The sequence below is a fragment of the Geopseudomonas aromaticivorans genome, from assembly GCF_019097855.1.
Classification (GTDB): domain Bacteria; phylum Pseudomonadota; class Gammaproteobacteria; order Pseudomonadales; family Pseudomonadaceae; genus Geopseudomonas; species Geopseudomonas aromaticivorans.
Window position 1 is genome coordinate 184,814 of sequence record NZ_JAHRGL010000080.1, and the last position, 15,555, is coordinate 200,368.

A 15,555-nucleotide genomic window follows, 5' to 3' on the forward strand; every position below is an offset into this window, starting at 1 on the left:
CCCAGGCTTTCCCAGATGAAATTCGCCATCGCCCTGTTCGCTCCACCCCACGCGCCCTCCAGTCGCCGCGCCCTGCGTTTTGCCGAGGCCGCGCTCGCCGGGGGCCATGAGATCGTGCGCCTGTTTTTCTATCAGGACAGCGTACACCTCGCATCCTCGCTGACGGTCAGCGCCCAGGACGAGCTGGACCTGCCGGCGGCCTGGCGCACCTTCGTCAGCGAGCACCGGCTGGATGGCGTGGTGTGCATCGCCGCCGCCCTGCGCCGCGGCGTGCTGAACGACGAGGAAGCGCAGCGCTACGCCCGCGCCAGCCATAACCTGGAGGCGCCCTGGGAACTGTCCGGCCTCGGCCAGCTGCACGAGGCGGCCCAGGAAGCCGACCGCCTGATCTGCTTCGGAGGCGACTGAGATGGCCAAATCCCTGCTGCTGATCTGCCGCCGTTCGCCGTGGAGCGGTCCGGGCGCCCGCGAGGCACTGGACATCGCCCTGGCTGGCGGTGCCTTCGACCTGCCGATCAGCCTGCTGTTTCTCGATGACGGCGTGTTCCAGCTGCAGCCCCGCCAGCAGCCGGCCGCCGTGCAGCAGAAGGACCTCACCGCCAACCTGCAGGCGCTGCCGCTGTTCGGCGTCGAGGCGCTGTACGTCGCCCGCGCCGACCTGGATCGCCGCGGCCTGAGCGCCGAGCACCTGACCCTGCCGGTTACGCCGGTGGAAGATGCGGCGCTGGCCGCCCTGCTCAACCAACACGACCTGGTGATCACCCTCTGATGGCCACCCTGCACCTGCTTTCCCGCTCGCCATTCACCGATACCAGCGGTGCCAGCTGCCTGCGCCTGCTCGGCGCGGGCGACGGCGTGCTGCTCACCGGTGATGCGGTGTACGCCCTGCAACCTGGCTCGCGCCCGTTCGAGGTGCTGAGCGAGCTGCCGGCCGACCGACCGCTGTTCGCCCTGGCCGAGGATCTCGCCGCCCGGGGCCTGGCCGCTCCTGATTTCGTCCAAGCAGTGGACTACGTCGGCTTCGTCGACCTCACCCTGCGTTTCGAGCGGACCAACAGCTGGCTATGAGCACGATCAACGTACAGGGCAAGGACATCGCCCTCGACAAGGATGGCTACCTGCTCGAACTCGACGACTGGAGCCCGGCGGTGGCCGAGGCGTTGGCCGCCCGCGAGCAGATGGTGCTGGGCGCCGCACACTGGGAAATCCTCGAGCTGCTGCGGCGCTTCTACGCCGAGTTCCAGCTGTCGCCGGCCACCCGCCCGCTGATCCGCTACACCGCGCAGCAGCTCGGCCCGGAAAAAGGCAACAGCCTGCACCTGAACAAACTGTTCCATGGCACCCCCGCCAAACTGGCCGCCAAACTGGCCGGACTGCCCAAACCGACCAATTGCATATGACGATCCCGACCCTGGTGACTCCCGCTGAACACCCGTTCGCCCAGTTCGTACGCATCCTCGGCAAGGGCAAGCGCGGTGCGCGCGGCCTGACGCGCGAGGAATCCCGCGAGGCCATGGGCATGCTGCTCGACGGCAAGGTCGAGGAGGTCCAGCTTGGCGCCTTCCTCATGCTGCTGCGCCACAAGGAGGAAAGCGCCGAAGAGCTGGCCGGGTTCACCGAGGCGGTGCGCGAGCGCCTGCCGGCCACCGGCATCCAGGTCGACCTGGACTGGCCGAGCTACGCCGGTAAGAAACGCCACCTGCCCTGGTACCTGCTAGCGGCCAAGGCCCTGGCCGCCAGCGGTGTGCGCATCCTGCTGCACGGCGGCGGCGCGCATACCGCCGGACGTCTGTACACGGAACAACTGCTGGAGCTGCTGGAGATCCCCTGCTGCGCCAACTGGGACGAAGTGGCCAAGGCCCTCGACCACAGCCATATCGCCTTCATCCCGCTGGACGCCTGGATGCCGCGCCTGCAGCACATGATCGATCTGCGCAACACCCTCGGCCTGCGCTCGCCGATCCACTCGCTGGCCCGTGTGCTCAATCCGCTGGGCGCGCGCTGCGTGCTGCAGAGCATCTTCCACCCCGGCTACCAGGCGACCCACCGCGACGCCGGCGTGCTGCTCGGCGATCACTCCATCGTGATCAAGGGCGATGGCGGCGAGATCGAGGTCAATCCCGACGTCGACACCCAGCTGTTCGGCGCCAGCGCCGGCCAGGCGTGGGACGAGGAATGGACCGCGCTGTCGGCGCAGCGGCACGTCAAGCCGGCCAGCCTCGACCCGACGCACCTGGCTGCCTTCTGGCGTGGCGAGGCGGACGATGCCTACGGCCAGTTGGCCGTAGTGGCGACCATGGCCCTGGCCCTGCGCGGCCTGGGTCTCGAGCGCGAGGCCGCCTTCGCCCGTGCGGGCGTGCTGTGGGAGCAACGACTGGGTTGAGCCGTCAGGGCTGGCTGCCGATCGGGAGCCAGCCGACGGCTTCCCGGTCTGACTCTTCATGACCCTGTCCATCCACACCCTGCGTGTCCAGGACTGGCGCCAAGCCTTCGGCCCCGGCGACTTCAGCCGTGGCCGCGACTACGCCATGGACAACCGCGCGCAGATCGAGCAGCTCGACAAGGGCGTACTGCTCGCCGAGTGCCGCGGCTCCGGCCGTCAGCGCTACCGCCAGCGCATCCGCCTGATCGACCGCGGCGCACACTGGGACGTCGACGGCCGCTGCAGCTGCCCGGTCGGCTACAACTGCAAGCACGTGGTCGCCGCCCTGCTCACCCTGGAACGCCAGCAGCAGCAGGGCTGGACCCTGCCGGACAGCGCGGTTCCGCCGGAGATCATCGACCAGCCTACCCAGCCGCCACAGCCGCGCCTGATCCTCGGCAGCCATGTGCGCGTGCACTACGACGCGCGCAAGGGGCGGATGATCGAGCAGACCCAGCACCGCGCGGCCCTCTCCTTCGACTACCAGGGCCACGTCACCTTTGGCCGGGTAGCGCAGAAGGAATGGCTGGTCCGCCTCGATGGCCGACGCCAGTTGCGCATCTTCCGCCAGCTCGAGGCCGAGGCCAGCCTGCGCCGCCAACTGACCGGGTACGGCTTCAGCATTGCCCTGCGCCGCAGCGAAGCGCTACCGGAAAGCGCCGGCGAACCCTTGGAGCTGGCCGACGATGCGGCCTGGCTGCACTTCGTCCGCGAGCAACTGCCGCAACTGCGCGAGCAGGGTTGGCAGATCCGCCTGCAGCCGGACTTCCAGTTCAACTTGGCGACGCTCGGTGAGTGGCAGGTAGGCATCGAGGAGTCGGAGGAAGGCGACTGGTTCGATCTGGAGATGGGCATCGAGGTGGACGGCGAGCAGGTCAGCCTGCTGCCGATCCTCCTGCATGCCATCCGCCACTCGCCCTGGCTGCTCACCGGCGAGGCGCTGGCCCAGCGCGCCGACGACGAGGAACTGCTGGTGCCGCTGCCGCGCAGCCTTGGCGTCGGCCGCCGCGTGGCGCTGCCGTTCGGCCGGCTCAAGCCACTGCTGGCCAGCCTCGGCGAGCTGTATTTCCGCGAAGACGAGGTCGATGACAGCAGCGCGGGCGAACGCCTGCGTCTGGGCCGCGCCGACGCCGCGCGTCTCGCCGCGCTGGAGGGGGTACCCGCCCTGCACTGGCTGGGCGGCGAGCGTCTGCGCGAATTCGCCCGTCGCCTGCAGCAACTGCCGCAGCAACCCGTGCCGATCCCCAGCGGCCTGCACGCCGAGCTGCGCGACTATCAGCAGCAAGGCCTGGCCTGGATGCAGGCGCTGCGCGAACTCAAGGTCGGCGGCATCCTCGCCGACGACATGGGCCTGGGCAAGACCCTGCAGACCCTGGCGCACATCCTCGCCGAGAAGCAGGCAGGACGTCTGAACAGACCAGCGCTGATCGTCATGCCAACCAGCCTGATCCCCAACTGGCAGGACGAAGCGGTGCGCTTCGCTCCGGAGCTGCGCGTGCTGGCCCTGCACGGTGCCAAGCGCAAGGCGCTGTTCGAGCAGATCGGCGAGCACGATCTGGTGCTGACCACCTACGCCCTGCTGCCGCGCGACCTCAAGCAGTTCAGCGGTCGCGGCTGGCATCTGCTGATCCTCGACGAGGCGCAGAACATCAAGAATCCGCGCAGCCGCGCGGCCCAGGCCGCCGGCCAACTGGTCGCCGACCAGCGCCTGTGCCTGACCGGTACGCCGCTGGAAAACCACCTCGGCGAGCTGTGGTCGCTGTTCAACTTCCTGATGCCCGGCTGGCTCGGCGACAGCAAGGCCTTCACCCGCACCTACCGCACGCCGATCGAAAAGAAAGCTGACGCCCTGCGCCTGGCCCATCTGGTTGCGCGGGTCAGACCCTTCCTGCTGCGCCGTACCAAGGAGCAGGTGGCGCGTGAGTTGCCGCCGAAAACCGAGATCACCCAGCGCATCGAGCTGACCGACGTGCAGCGCGACCGCTACGAGGCCCTGCGCCTGGCCATGGACCAGAAGGTCCGCGCCGAAATCCAGCGCCTGGGCATCGGCCGCAGCCAGATCGTCATCCTCGAGGCCCTGCTGCGCCTGCGCCAGGCCTGCTGCGACCTGCGTCTGCTCGGTGACGAAGGCGCCGAACACGGCAGCGCCGACTCCGGCAAGCTGAGCGCCCTGCTGGAGATGCTCGAGGAGCTGACCAGCGAGGGCCGCCGCGTGCTGCTGTTCTCCCAGTTCACCAGCATGCTCGGCCTGATCGAGCACGAACTGAAGGCGCGCAAGATCGCCTACGTCAAACTCACCGGCGCCACCCAGGACCGCCGTGCGCCGGTGCAGGCGTTCCAGAGTGGCGCGGTACCGGTGTTCCTGATCAGCCTCAAGGCCGGCGGCGCCGGCCTCAACCTGACCGCGGCCGACACCGTGATCCACTTCGACCCCTGGTGGAACCCGGCCGCCGAGGCGCAGGCCAGCGACCGCGCCTACCGCATTGGCCAGGACAAGCCGGTGTTTGTCTACAAGCTGATCGCCCGCGGCAGCGTCGAGGAGAAGATCCAGCAGCTGCAGCAGAGCAAGGCCAGCCTGGCGCGCAGCGTGCTGGAAGGCGGCGGCCAGGGCGACTGGGCACTCAGCGAGGCCGACCTGAACGCCCTGCTGGCGCCGCTGGCCTGAGGTGCTGTTCTCCGATCCCCTGCAGGCTCCGGCGCAGAGCATCGCCTGCGCGCAGCGCGACTACCCGGAATGGCACCGCGGCCGCGCCCGCTATGGCGTATGGACCCTGCCGGTGGAATGTCCGCAGGTGCTGGCCCGAGTGGATCGGGCACAGCAGCATCTGGGCGACTGGCTGCATGCCGGCTACCGGCGCCAGGCGCATATCACCCTGTTCGTCTGCGGTTTCCCGGCCGGACAGGCGCAGTTCGACGACGACTTCCCGAGCGAACGCCTCGAGGCCCAGCTCACCGCCCTGCAGCGTTTGGACACAGGAGCATTCGAGCTGCAGATCGGCGGTCTGGACAGCTTTGCCAGCGCGCCCTTCCTGAGCGTGAGCGATCCTGCAGGCCGCCTGCAAACCCTGCGGGCGACCCTGGCTGGACACAGCGCGGAGATCCGCCAGAGCCCCTACCACGCGCATCTCACCGTGGGCCTGTATGCCTGCAGCCTGCCAGGCCAGACGCTGCAGGCACGACTGGCCGCCTTTGCCGAAGACGAGCTGCTGCCACTGCCGGTAGGCGAGCTGCACTACAGCACGTATGCCGCTACCGAGTTGTTCGGTCCGCTGCACACCGAGCGGTGCCTCGACCTCCGGCGGTGGAGCTGGTCCCCAGACGGCCTGGCTGCTACGCCGACTACCGGTTGAATGACTCGTCATTGGCAGCTGCTTCGCCATACTCCTCGCCGGGACGCTATCATCCGCCCCGAACTTGCCACGCAGCAGACTCATGCCGGCCCGCAGACCAGTCTAAATCGGCTGGCGATCTCCCTTTGCCGGCCGCCGAGCTCCGGCAAGAAATCAGGATAGGAAATCTTCATGGCTAAGAAGTCTGGGGTCATCAGCGGTATCGGCAACGCCAGCGTATTCGTCGATCTGGACGGCGATGGCGTCCGGGACAGCAACGAAATTGCCACTGTCGCCGATGCCAGCGGCAAGTTCATCCTGAGCGGCGCCGGCAAGGCGCTGAAAGGCCCGCTGGTGATCGAGGGCGGCATCAACCTCGCAACCGACCTGGCCAACACCCTGACGCTCACTGCTGCCAGCAACGCCAAGGTGGTGAACTCGCTGACCACCCTGATCCAGTCAATCACCCAGGCGACCGGCACCTCCCCGAGCGTTGCCGCCAAGAGTCTGCTGCTATCGCTGGGACTCAAGGGAATCAACCTGCTGACGCTCGACCCAGCCAAAACTGCCGACCTCGGCAAGGCCGGCAGTCCAAAGGTGACCAACGCCCTCAAGGCCCTGCAGGTACAGGAGCAATTGGATGCCCTGCTGAAAATGGGCGGCGCCGTGCTGGCCGGAGCATCCGGCGCAAATAGCGGCACCCTGCAGGCAGGTCTGCGCGATGCCATTGCCCGGCAGATTGCCGATGGCAAACAACTGCATCTCGACGATGCGACGCAGATCGCCGAGATCCTCGCGACGGCCTCCGATTCCGCCGGCCTCAGTACCGAACAGCGCGATCATGTCGTCAGCGTGGCCGCTGATGCAGCCAGCGTGATCGTCATGACCACCGCCAGCATCACCCAGCTGATCGGCACCGTACTGGCGAAGGGAAAGAACGCGACGGCGGCGACGGTCGATGGTGTACTGGCAACCTTGGAGCGTCTCGAAAAATCCAGCGACAGCATTGCCGGCTCGCTGAAAACCGACGTTGCCGTGAACAATGTTGCGGCCCTGCTTGATGAACTATTGAAGAGCAATACGCCTGAGCAACAGGCCATATCGAAAAGCCAGACCATTTCTGGCGTACATACCAGCGAGTTGCTGGATACCAGCAACTACATCGTCCAGGCGCTGGACATAAGCCTGGAGTCGAGCTTCTTGAAGTGGGGCAAGACCGGCCTCACCTACAGCTACGAGCAGTCGCAACCGGCCGACCACAGCAACCAGGGTGACATCGTCAACTGGCAGCCCGTTCCGGCCTTCGCGCAGGGCCGGATCGACGCCTTGATGCAACATGCCGAAGCCATCAGCGGTCTCGACATCGGCAAGGTGGACAGCAACGGCGACATCCGGCTCGGCGTAGTCGATACACCCAGCACCACCTATGCCTACGCCTACTTTCCAGAGGTTTCCGGGCAGCTTGCCATCGCAGGGGATCTGTTCCTCGGCAGCAACCTGATCAGTGAGGCGACCGAAAGCTTCGCCGACGGCACCTACGCCTATTTTGGCGTCCTCCATGAACTAGGGCATGCACTGGGCCTGAAACACCCTTTCGAAGGGGTGTCAGTCCTGCCTGAAAGCGAAGACTTTCATACCAACACGGTGATGTCGTACACCGAAAACAAGGCGCTCGTACCCGTACTTTCCTGGGCAGACGGTCCGGTATCCTTCAGCACGGAGAGCGTCTACCCGCACACTTTCATGGTGTACGACATTGCTGCCCTGCAAAGCCTGTACGGCGCCGACACGGCCACGGCAACCGGCAACGACACCTACACCTACGGCGATGCCCCCTTTTACGAAACCATCTGGGATGCCGGCGGCACGGATACGCTGGACTTGTCCCTCACCACGCACCAGAACGTCATCGACCTGAGGCCCGGCAGCTATAGCACGGTCAACTACCGCAGTCTCGACACCCAGATCGCCGAGGCCCAGGCAACCCTCACCGCAGCGCTCGGCCACTCGTATTACGACCAGTTTGTCGAAAAAACCTTCAATAGCCTGGCGGACGAGTTCTTTACCGGCGAAGGTGCACTGGGCATCGCCTATGGCGTCGTCATCGAGAACGCCGTAGGCGGCGGTGCCAACGACACTTTCTTCGACAACGAAGTCGACAACGTCCTCTACGGCAATGCCGGCAACGACGTATTCAATATGGGCGCAGGGGGCTACGACACCGTCTACGGAGGGGATGGCGATGACCTGCTGGCTCTCTCCATCGCCGAAACAAGCGTACTGATCGCCTCCTCCGCCAGCGAAACCCTGCTGATTGCCGACGCTTTCGCCGTAAAGCTGGTCGGGGTGGAAAGCATCCAGTTCATCGACTCGGTTTATTACGTCTGACGCTCATCACGCAGTCCGCCCGAAAGCATCCCTCGCGGTGCTCCCCAGGCGAAAAGTGTTCGGCGCCCCGAAAGTTGAGCACAGTGGCCAGCCAGGAGTAAAAGGAGCGTTACCGACCGGGCTCCTATTCTCCCCACGCTACTCCTTGATCACATACCCATAGGCGCGTTTGCTGCCATCGGCCTCCCGCTGCAGATAGACGCCCTGGATTTCCGGTTCGAAGCCGGGCAGCGCGTTGACGCCCTCCTCTAGCGCCAGGAAGTACTTGAGCGCGGCGCCGCCCCAGACCTCGCCGGGCACCACGCAGAGCACCCCCGGCGGATAGGGCAAGGCGCCCTCGGCGGCGATGCGCCCGTCGATCTCGGCCAGCGGTACCAGCTCCACGTTGTTGCGCAGCAGGTGCTGGTTGGCCTCCCAAGGCGTCATCGCCTGGCGGGGGAAGTGCTGCTTGCGGAACATCTGCTTCTGCAGCTTGTTCATCTCGTGGCGCCTGTAGAAATCGTGCATTTCCAGGCACAGCCGCCGCAGCGTGTAGCCGCTGTACTTCTCGTGCGCGGCATCGATGGCCGGCAGCACCTCCCTCAGCGGGCTGTCGTGGTCGATATGGCGCTCGAACTGGGCGATATGCGCCACCAGATGCTGCAGCTTGGCGAAGTTGTCCGAGGGCGTGAGCAGGAACAGGATCGAGTTGAGGTCGGCCTTTTCCGGCACGATGCCATTGGCGCGCAGGTAGTGGGCGAGCACCGCGGCCGGCACGCCGAGCGAGGCATAGCCACCCGTGGTCGGGTCGATGCCGAAGGTGGTCAGCAGCATCTTGCACGGGTCGACGTAGTACTGGTCCCTGGCGTAGCCGGCGAAGTCGTGCCACTTGTCCTCCGGCCGGAATTTGAAGAAGCGCAGGTCGTCGATGATCATCTCGGTTTCGTGCTCGGCCCACGGGCGGCCATCCACCAGCGCAGGAATGAACGGCTTGATGTACTTGCAGGTGCGCAGCATCAGCTTGCGCGCCTCCACGCCGTTTTTGATGCACTCGCGCCACAGGTTGCACCCGGCCAGGCCGTCGTGCATCTGCGCGTTGACGTCCAGCGCCGCGAAGATCGGATAGAACGGGCTGGTGGAGGCATGCATCATGTAGGCGTTGTTCAGCCGTTTGTGGTTGCAGTAGCGCGCCTGGCCCTTGATGTGGCGGTCCTTCTTGTGGATCTGCGACGACTGCGAGAAGCCCGCCTGCTGCTTGTGCACCGACTGGGTGACGAACAATCCCGGATCGCCCGGCCCCAGCTCGAGCAGCAGCGGCGAGCTGTCGTGCATCATCGGGATGAACTGCTCGTAACCGACCCAGGCCGAGTCGAACAGGATGTAGTCGCACAGCCGGCCGATCTTCTCCACCACCTGGCGGGCGTCGTAGATGGTGCCGTCGTAGGTGCCGAGCTGGATCACCGCCAGGCGGATCGGCCGCTCCTGCTGGGCCTTGTCCGGGTCGACCTCGGCAATCGCCGCACGGATGTACTGCTCGTCGAAGCAGTGCGCATCGATGCCGCCGATGAAGCCGTAGCAGTTGCGCGCCGTTTCCAGGTACACCGGCTTGGCGCCGGAGAGGATCAGCGCACCGAGGTGGATGGACTTGTGGTTGTTGCGGTCGAACAGCACCAGGTCGTCCTTGGCCAGCAGCGCGCTGGTGACCACCTTGTTCGAGGTCGAGGTGCCGTTGAGCACGAAGTAGGTCTTGTCGGCGTTGTAGATGCGCGCGGCGTTCATCTGCGCGTCGCGGGCCGGCCCCTCGTGGATCAGCAGGTCGCCGAGCTTGACGTCGGCGTTGCACAGGTCGGCGCGGAACACGTTCTCGCCGAAGAACTCGAAGAACGCCCGCCCCAGCGGGTGGCCGCGAAAGAACTGGCCGCCCTGGTGCCCCGGGCAGTCGAAGGCCACGTTGCCGGTCTTGACGTACTCCTTGAGCGCCTTGAAGAACGGTGGGTAGAGCTTCTGCGCGTAGGTGTCGGCCGCCTGGGCGATGCGCTTGCCGTTGAAGTGGCGCTCGCCCTTGCCCACCTGCAGCGTGCCGGCAATGCGCGACAGGATGTCCTCCGGCACCGTCTCGTCCGGCCGCAGGGCGACGAACAGCGGGATCGGGAAGCCGGTGTGGGTGATCTTCGCCAGCACGTCATGCGCCTGCTCCACCGTCGCCACCGCGGCCGCCACATTGGTGAAGTCGGTGCCGGTCAGATCGATCAATGGGTAGTCGAGGACGAAGCTGTCGAACAGTGACGGTGGACAGGCGACCTTGAACGTACTCATGGGGATCTCCGAGCTGAAGGCCTCATTGAGGCAACTTGCTTGAATCTAGCCACTGGCGGCGGTTCTGCCAGCGCCCTACGGCAGGAGCCGGCGATGGCCGCGGCACGAGCGGCTGCAGGTACAGTTCTTTCGAGCCCCCCCCACAGCCCCTCCCCATTGATGACCTGGCAGTGCAGGGAGGCCAAGTTTGATCGGGCATACCCTAATTTCATTATGTTAAATAGCGAATACAAAAACCCAACTCTGCAAGACGTCGTTCCCGACCGTCCCTCGGCAACTGTCAGGAGCAAGCAATTCTCCCCTTGCCGCAGTCCAGCCGTATAATCCCGCCACTGAATCCGCAGCCCGGACGGATGGAATCACCGGAACCATGCCCATCAAGTACGCGCGTCGCCTCACCGACCGTCGCCGCTCGAAGCAGAGCAATCGCCAGCTCGGCCTGTGCCTGGCCTTCATCGCCGGTGCCGCCAATGCCGGCGGCTTTCTGGCCGTCAAGCAGTACACCTCGCACATGACCGGCATCCTTTCCTCGGTGGCCGATAACCTGGTGCTGGGCAAGACCGATCTGGCGCTGGGCGGGATCGGCGGGTTCCTGTCGTTCGTTTTCGGCGCCATCAGCTCCACCCTGCTGATCAACTTCTCGCGCCGACGACGCCTGCATAGCCAGTTCGCCCTGCCGCTGGCACTCGAAGCAGGATTGCTGCTGTGTTTCGGCGTGCTGGGTGCACGATTGATGGAGGTGCCTGGCTTCTTCGTGCCGCTCACCGTGATGCTGCTGTGCTTCATCATGGGTCTGCAGAACGCCATCATCACCAAACTATCCAACGCCGAGATTCGCACCACCCACATCACCGGGATGGTCACCGACATCGGCATCGAACTGGGCAAGGCGCTCTACGTCAATCGCCACGACCGCGCCAACCAGTTCCCCGTGCATGCCAACCGCGAGCGCCTGCGCATCAACGCCCTGCTGGTCGGCTGCTTCTTCGCCGGCGGGCTCAGTGGCGCGTTCGGCTTCAAGCACTTCGGCTTTCTCGCCACCGTACCGCTGGCCGCCCTGTTGATGACCCTGGCAGTGGTGCCGATGCTGGACGATCTGCGCCTGAACTGGTGGTTGTGGCGCCGGCGGCGTTGAGACCGCACACCGACCGTCCGCCACCCTGCAAGCGCGGGGGGCCGCCAGCAGCCGGCTCCCCAGATACGGCGAAACGCCGACGCCTGAGCCTCTCCAGCTAGTCTGCTTGCGCGATAGGCAATGCACGGCGGGTCTGGTAGATAGAAGGCTGCGCACTCTCCCAATGGAAGCAAGAGATGAAGCAACGCAAATGGATCGGCCGCGGTCTTCTCCTGGCGGCGCTGGCCGCCGGCGGCTGGCTCGCCTGGCAGGGGCTGCAACCCAAGGGGCTGGGAGATGGCTTCGTCAGCGGCAACGGGCGCATCGAGGCCACCGAGATCGACGTGGCCACCAAGCTGGCCGGACGCATCGCGCAAATCGGCGTCGACGAGGGCGATTTCGTCCAGCCCGGACAGGTGCTCGCCCGCATGGACACCGAGGTGCTGCAGGCCCAGCTGCGCCAGGCCGCGGCCCAGGTGCGCCAGGCGCAGAACGCTATCCTCACCGCCCGCGCCATGGTCGCCCAGCGCGAAAGCGAGAAGGCCACCTCCGAGGCGGTGGTGCTGCAGCGCCAGGCCGAACTGACCGCCGCGCAGAAACGTCACCAGCGCACCGAGACGCTGGTCACCCGCAATGCCGCGTCGCGCCAGCAGCTCGACGACGACCTGGCGGCACGGCTGGGCGCCCAGGCTGCGGTGGCGGCGGCGCGCGCCAAGGTGCTGTCCGATCAGGCCGCCATCGAGGCGGCCAAATCCCAGGTGATCGAAGCCGAATCCACCGTTGAGGCCGCGCAGGCGACCGTGGCCCGTCTGCAGGCCGACATCGACGACAGCGCGCTGAAGACCGACCGCGTGGCCCGCGTGCAGTACCGCGTGGCGCAGGCCGGCGAGGTGCTCGGCGCCGGCGGCAAGGTGCTCAACCTGGTCGACCTGGCCGACGTCTACATGACCTTCTTCCTCCCCGAGCGCCAGGCCGGCCTGGTGGCACTGGGCAGCGAGGTGCGCGTGGTGCTGGATGCCGCGCCGCAGTTCGTGATCCCGGCCAAGGTCAGCTACGTCGCCAGCGTCGCCCAGTTCACCCCCAAGACCGTGGAAACCGCCAGCGAGCGAGAAAAGATGATGTTCCGGGTCAAGGCGCGCATCGATCCCGAGCTGCTGCGCAAACATCAGGAGCAGGTGAAGACCGGCCTGCCCGGCATGGCCTACCTCAAGCTCGATCCTGAGGCCGCATGGCCCGACCACCTGCAGCTGAACGTGAATGTCGACCAATGAGTGAGGCCTACGTCGCGCGGCTGGACAGCGTCAGTCTCGTCTACGGCACCACCCGCGCCCTCGACGGCGTCAGCCTCGAGGTACCGGCCCGGTGCATGGTCGGCCTGATCGGCCCGGACGGTGTCGGCAAATCCAGCCTGCTGGCGCTGGTCGCCGGCGCCCGGCAGCTGCAGGAAGGCTCGGTGCAAGTGCTGGAGGGCGACATGGCCTCGCGCCGGCACCGCCGCGAGGTCTGTCCGCGCATCGCCTACATGCCGCAGGGCCTGGGCAAGAACCTCTACCCTACCCTCACGGTGTTCGAGAACCTCGAGTTCTTCGCCCGTCTGTTCGGCCAGGGTGCCGCCGAGCGGCGCTGGCGGATCGACGAGCTGACCCACAGCACCGGCCTGCATCCCTTCCTCGACCGCCCGGCCGGCAAGCTGTCCGGCGGCATGAAGCAGAAGCTCGGCCTGTGCTGCGCGCTGATCCACGACCCCGACCTGCTGATCCTCGACGAACCGACCACCGGCGTCGATCCGCTGTCGCGCAACCAGTTCTGGGAGCTGATCGAGCGCATCCGCGCCGAGCGCCCACAGATGAGCGTGCTGGTGGCCACCGCCTACATGGACGAGGCGCAGCGCTTCGACCATCTAGTGGCGATGGACGACGGCCGCATCCTCGCCACCGGCACGCCGGACGAACTGCTGGCGCGCACCGCCAGCGCCAGTCTCGAAGAGGCGTTCATCCGCCTGCTGCCGGAAGCCAAGCGCCGCCTGCACCACGAACTGGTGATTCCGCCGCGCCAGCACAATGACAGCATCGCCATCGAGGCCCACGGCCTGAGCATGCGCTTCGGCGATTTCGTCGCGGTCGACCGGGTGAACTTTCGCATCGAACGCGGGGAGATCTTCGGCTTTCTCGGCTCCAACGGCTGCGGCAAGTCGACCACCATGAAGATGCTCACCGGCCTGCTGCCGGCCAGCGAAGGCGAGGCCTTGCTGTTCGGCAAGCAGGTCGACCCGCACGACATGCAGACCCGCCAGCGGGTCGGCTACATGTCGCAGGCCTTCTCGCTGTACAGCGAGCTGAGCGTGCTGCAGAACCTCGACCTGCACGCCCGCCTGTTCCATATCCCTGCCGAGCGCCGTGCCGCGCGCATCGACGAGATGCTCGAGCGCTTCGGCCTGAGCCATGACGCCGACAGCCTGCCCTCCAGCCTGCCGCTGGGCGTTCGCCAGCGCCTGTCGCTGGCGGTGGCGGTGATCCACAACCCGGAAATCCTCATCCTCGACGAACCCACCTCGGGGGTCGACCCGATCGCCCGCGACGGCTTCTGGGAGCTGCTGGTCCAGCTGTCGCGCGAGGACGGCGTGACCATCTTCATCTCCACCCACTTCATGAACGAGGCGCTGCGCTGCGACCGTATCTCGCTGATGCACGCAGGCCGGGTGCTGGACAGCGACACGCCAAAGGCACTGATGGACAAGCGCGGCCTGCCGAGTCTGGAAGCCACCTTCATCGCCTATCTCGAGGAGGCCGCCGCAGAGAACGAGGCCAGCCTGCCGTCGAGCGAGGCGCCAACCAGCGCCGCTGCCGTGCACAAGCCTGGCAGCAGCACGGAGCTGAAGTCGCGCTTCAGCCTGCGCCGCCTGCTCAGCTACAGCCGCCGCGAATCCATGGAGCTGCGTCGCGATCCGATCCGCGCCACCATGGCCATGCTCGGCACCGTCATGCTGATGATCATCATGGGCTACGGCATCAGCTTCGACGTGGAGAACCTCAGCTACGCGGTCCTGGACCGCGACCAGACCACCACCAGCCAGAGCTATCTGCTCAACATCTCCGGCTCGCGCTACTTCATCGAGAAGGCGCCGCTCTCCAGCCATGCCGAGCTGGACCAGCGCCTGCGCAGCGGCGACATCAGCCTGGCGGTGGAAATCCCGCCCGGCTTCGCCCGCGACCTCAAGCGCGGCGACGCTCCGCAGGTGGCCTTCTGGGTCGACGGCGCCATGCCGATGCGCGCCGACACGGTCAAGGGCTACGTGCAGGGTTTGCACCTCAGCTACCTGCAGCAGCTGGCCCGCGAGTCCGGGATGGACGTCCAGCTCACGCCCGCCGAGGTCGCCGTGCGCTACCGCTACAACCCCGACGTGCAGAGCCTGCCGGCAATGATGCCGGCGATGATCCCGCTGCTGTTGATGATGATCCCGGCGATGCTCACCGCCCTCGGCGTAGTACGCGAGAAGGAACTGGGCTCGATCACCAACTTCTACGTCACCCCGACCACCCGCCTGGAGTTCCTGATCGGCAAGCAGCTGCCCTACATCGCCCTCGGCATGGTCAACTTCGCCATGATGCTGCTGCTGGCGGTGTACGTGTTCGCCATCCCGGTCAAGGGCAGCCTGCTGACCCTGACCTTCGGCGCGCTGCTCTACATCGCCTGTGCGACGGGGCTGGGCCTGCTGATGTCGTCGATCCTCAACAGCCAGATCGCCGCCATCTTCGGCACCACCATCGCCACCCTGCTGCCGGCCATCCAGTTCTCCGGGCTGACCCACCCGGTGTCGGCGCTGGAGGGCGCCAGCGCCTTCATCGGCCAACTGTATCCCACCAGCCATTTCCTGATCATCAGCCGCGGGGTATTCTCCAAGGCGCTCAACCTGGCCGATCTCTACTCGTATTTCATTCCCATGCTGCTGACCATCCCGGTGCTGACCCTGCTCAGCGTCGCCGGCCTGCGCAAGCAGGAGAAATGAG

General features: G+C 66.2%; 12 protein-coding genes. 11 read left to right on the plus strand and 1 reads right to left on the minus strand.

The genetic code is table 11. The features are described from left to right. Nucleotides 1-15 precede the first annotated feature (15 nt). From tusD to KRX52_RS20475, 8 genes are all read left to right on the plus strand, one after another. On the plus strand, nucleotides 16-408 hold the full coding sequence (gene tusD / locus KRX52_RS20440) for a sulfurtransferase complex subunit TusD (protein ID WP_217683564.1): 393 nt from the start codon (nucleotides 16-18) through the stop codon (nucleotides 406-408). A 1-nt stretch (nucleotide 409) separates the two neighbouring features. Continuing rightward, nucleotides 410-769, plus strand: a complete 360-nt coding sequence (tusC, locus tag KRX52_RS20445) for a sulfurtransferase complex subunit TusC (RefSeq protein ID WP_217683565.1) — start codon at nucleotides 410-412, stop codon at nucleotides 767-769. After that, a complete protein-coding gene (tusB, locus tag KRX52_RS20450) occupies nucleotides 769-1,068 on the plus strand; it encodes a sulfurtransferase complex subunit TusB (RefSeq protein ID WP_217683566.1) in 300 nt (99 codons plus the stop codon). Before tusC ends, tusB begins: the two co-directional genes overlap by 1 nt. Further along, on the plus strand, nucleotides 1,065-1,400 hold the full coding sequence (locus KRX52_RS20455) for a TusE/DsrC/DsvC family sulfur relay protein (RefSeq protein ID WP_217683567.1): 336 nt from the start codon (nucleotides 1,065-1,067) through the stop codon (nucleotides 1,398-1,400). Before tusB ends, KRX52_RS20455 begins: the two co-directional genes overlap by 4 nt. Then, entirely contained in the window at nucleotides 1,397-2,383 is a 987-nt protein-coding gene (locus KRX52_RS20460) for a glycosyl transferase family protein (protein ID WP_217683568.1), read from the plus strand. Before KRX52_RS20455 ends, KRX52_RS20460 begins: the two co-directional genes overlap by 4 nt. Nucleotides 2,384-2,441: 58 nt before the next feature. Further along, complete coding sequence (locus tag KRX52_RS20465) at nucleotides 2,442-5,087, plus strand: DEAD/DEAH box helicase (protein WP_217683569.1); 2,646 nt, start codon at nucleotides 2,442-2,444, stop codon at nucleotides 5,085-5,087. Nucleotide 5,088: 1 nt separating this feature from the next. Continuing rightward, entirely contained in the window at nucleotides 5,089-5,772 is a 684-nt protein-coding gene (locus KRX52_RS20470) for a 2'-5' RNA ligase family protein (RefSeq protein ID WP_217683570.1), read from the plus strand. A 171-nt stretch (nucleotides 5,773-5,943) separates the two neighbouring features. Next, nucleotides 5,944-8,139, plus strand: coding sequence for a M10 family metallopeptidase (locus tag KRX52_RS20475; protein WP_217683571.1), 2,196 nt, complete (start codon nucleotides 5,944-5,946; stop codon nucleotides 8,137-8,139). Nucleotides 8,140-8,277: 138 nt separating this feature from the next. Here KRX52_RS20475 and speC read toward each other — a convergent pair whose 3' ends face one another. Further along, nucleotides 8,278-10,434 (minus strand): ornithine decarboxylase, encoded by a 2,157-nt coding sequence (gene speC / locus KRX52_RS20480; protein ID WP_217683572.1) that lies wholly within the window; start codon nucleotides 10,432-10,434, stop codon nucleotides 8,278-8,280. Nucleotides 10,435-10,804: 370 nt separating this feature from the next. Between speC and KRX52_RS20485 the strand changes: the two genes are divergently transcribed. From KRX52_RS20485 to rbbA, 3 genes are all read left to right on the plus strand, one after another. Then, nucleotides 10,805-11,569 carry a YoaK family protein gene (locus KRX52_RS20485; RefSeq protein ID WP_217683573.1) on the plus strand — a complete coding sequence of 255 codons (765 nt, stop codon included), beginning with the start codon at nucleotides 10,805-10,807 and terminating at the stop codon, nucleotides 11,567-11,569. 176 nt (nucleotides 11,570-11,745) lie between these two features. Next, on the plus strand, nucleotides 11,746-12,819 hold the full coding sequence (locus KRX52_RS20490; RefSeq protein ID WP_217683574.1) for an HlyD family secretion protein: 1,074 nt from the start codon (nucleotides 11,746-11,748) through the stop codon (nucleotides 12,817-12,819). Further along, nucleotides 12,816-15,554: a ribosome-associated ATPase/putative transporter RbbA gene (gene rbbA, locus KRX52_RS20495; protein WP_217683575.1), complete on the plus strand. Its 2,739-nt coding sequence runs from the start codon at nucleotides 12,816-12,818 to the stop codon at nucleotides 15,552-15,554. The genes KRX52_RS20490 and rbbA overlap by 4 nt, the downstream gene beginning before the upstream one ends. Nucleotide 15,555 lies beyond the last annotated feature (1 nt).

What these genes read in the sequence shown, in the direction of transcription:
- tusD (WP_217683564.1), top strand. Translation starts at nt 16, where the DNA reads ATGAAATTCGCCATCGCCCTGTTCGCTCCACCCCACGCGCCCTCCAGT.
- tusC (WP_217683565.1), top strand. Translation starts at nt 410, where the DNA reads ATGGCCAAATCCCTGCTGCTGATCTGCCGCCGTTCGCCGTGGAGCGGT.
- tusB (WP_217683566.1), top strand. Translation starts at nt 769, where the DNA reads ATGGCCACCCTGCACCTGCTTTCCCGCTCGCCATTCACCGATACCAGC.
- KRX52_RS20455 (WP_217683567.1), top strand. Translation starts at nt 1,065, where the DNA reads ATGAGCACGATCAACGTACAGGGCAAGGACATCGCCCTCGACAAGGAT.
- KRX52_RS20460 (WP_217683568.1), top strand. Translation starts at nt 1,397, where the DNA reads ATGACGATCCCGACCCTGGTGACTCCCGCTGAACACCCGTTCGCCCAG.
- KRX52_RS20465 (WP_217683569.1), top strand. Translation starts at nt 2,442, where the DNA reads ATGACCCTGTCCATCCACACCCTGCGTGTCCAGGACTGGCGCCAAGCC.
- KRX52_RS20475 (WP_217683571.1), top strand. Translation starts at nt 5,944, where the DNA reads ATGGCTAAGAAGTCTGGGGTCATCAGCGGTATCGGCAACGCCAGCGTA.
- speC (WP_217683572.1), bottom strand. Translation starts at nt 10,434, where the DNA reads ATGAGTACGTTCAAGGTCGCCTGTCCACCGTCACTGTTCGACAGCTTC.
- KRX52_RS20485 (WP_217683573.1), top strand. Translation starts at nt 10,805, where the DNA reads ATGCCCATCAAGTACGCGCGTCGCCTCACCGACCGTCGCCGCTCGAAG.
- KRX52_RS20490 (WP_217683574.1), top strand. Translation starts at nt 11,746, where the DNA reads ATGAAGCAACGCAAATGGATCGGCCGCGGTCTTCTCCTGGCGGCGCTG.
- rbbA (WP_217683575.1), top strand. Translation starts at nt 12,816, where the DNA reads ATGAGTGAGGCCTACGTCGCGCGGCTGGACAGCGTCAGTCTCGTCTAC.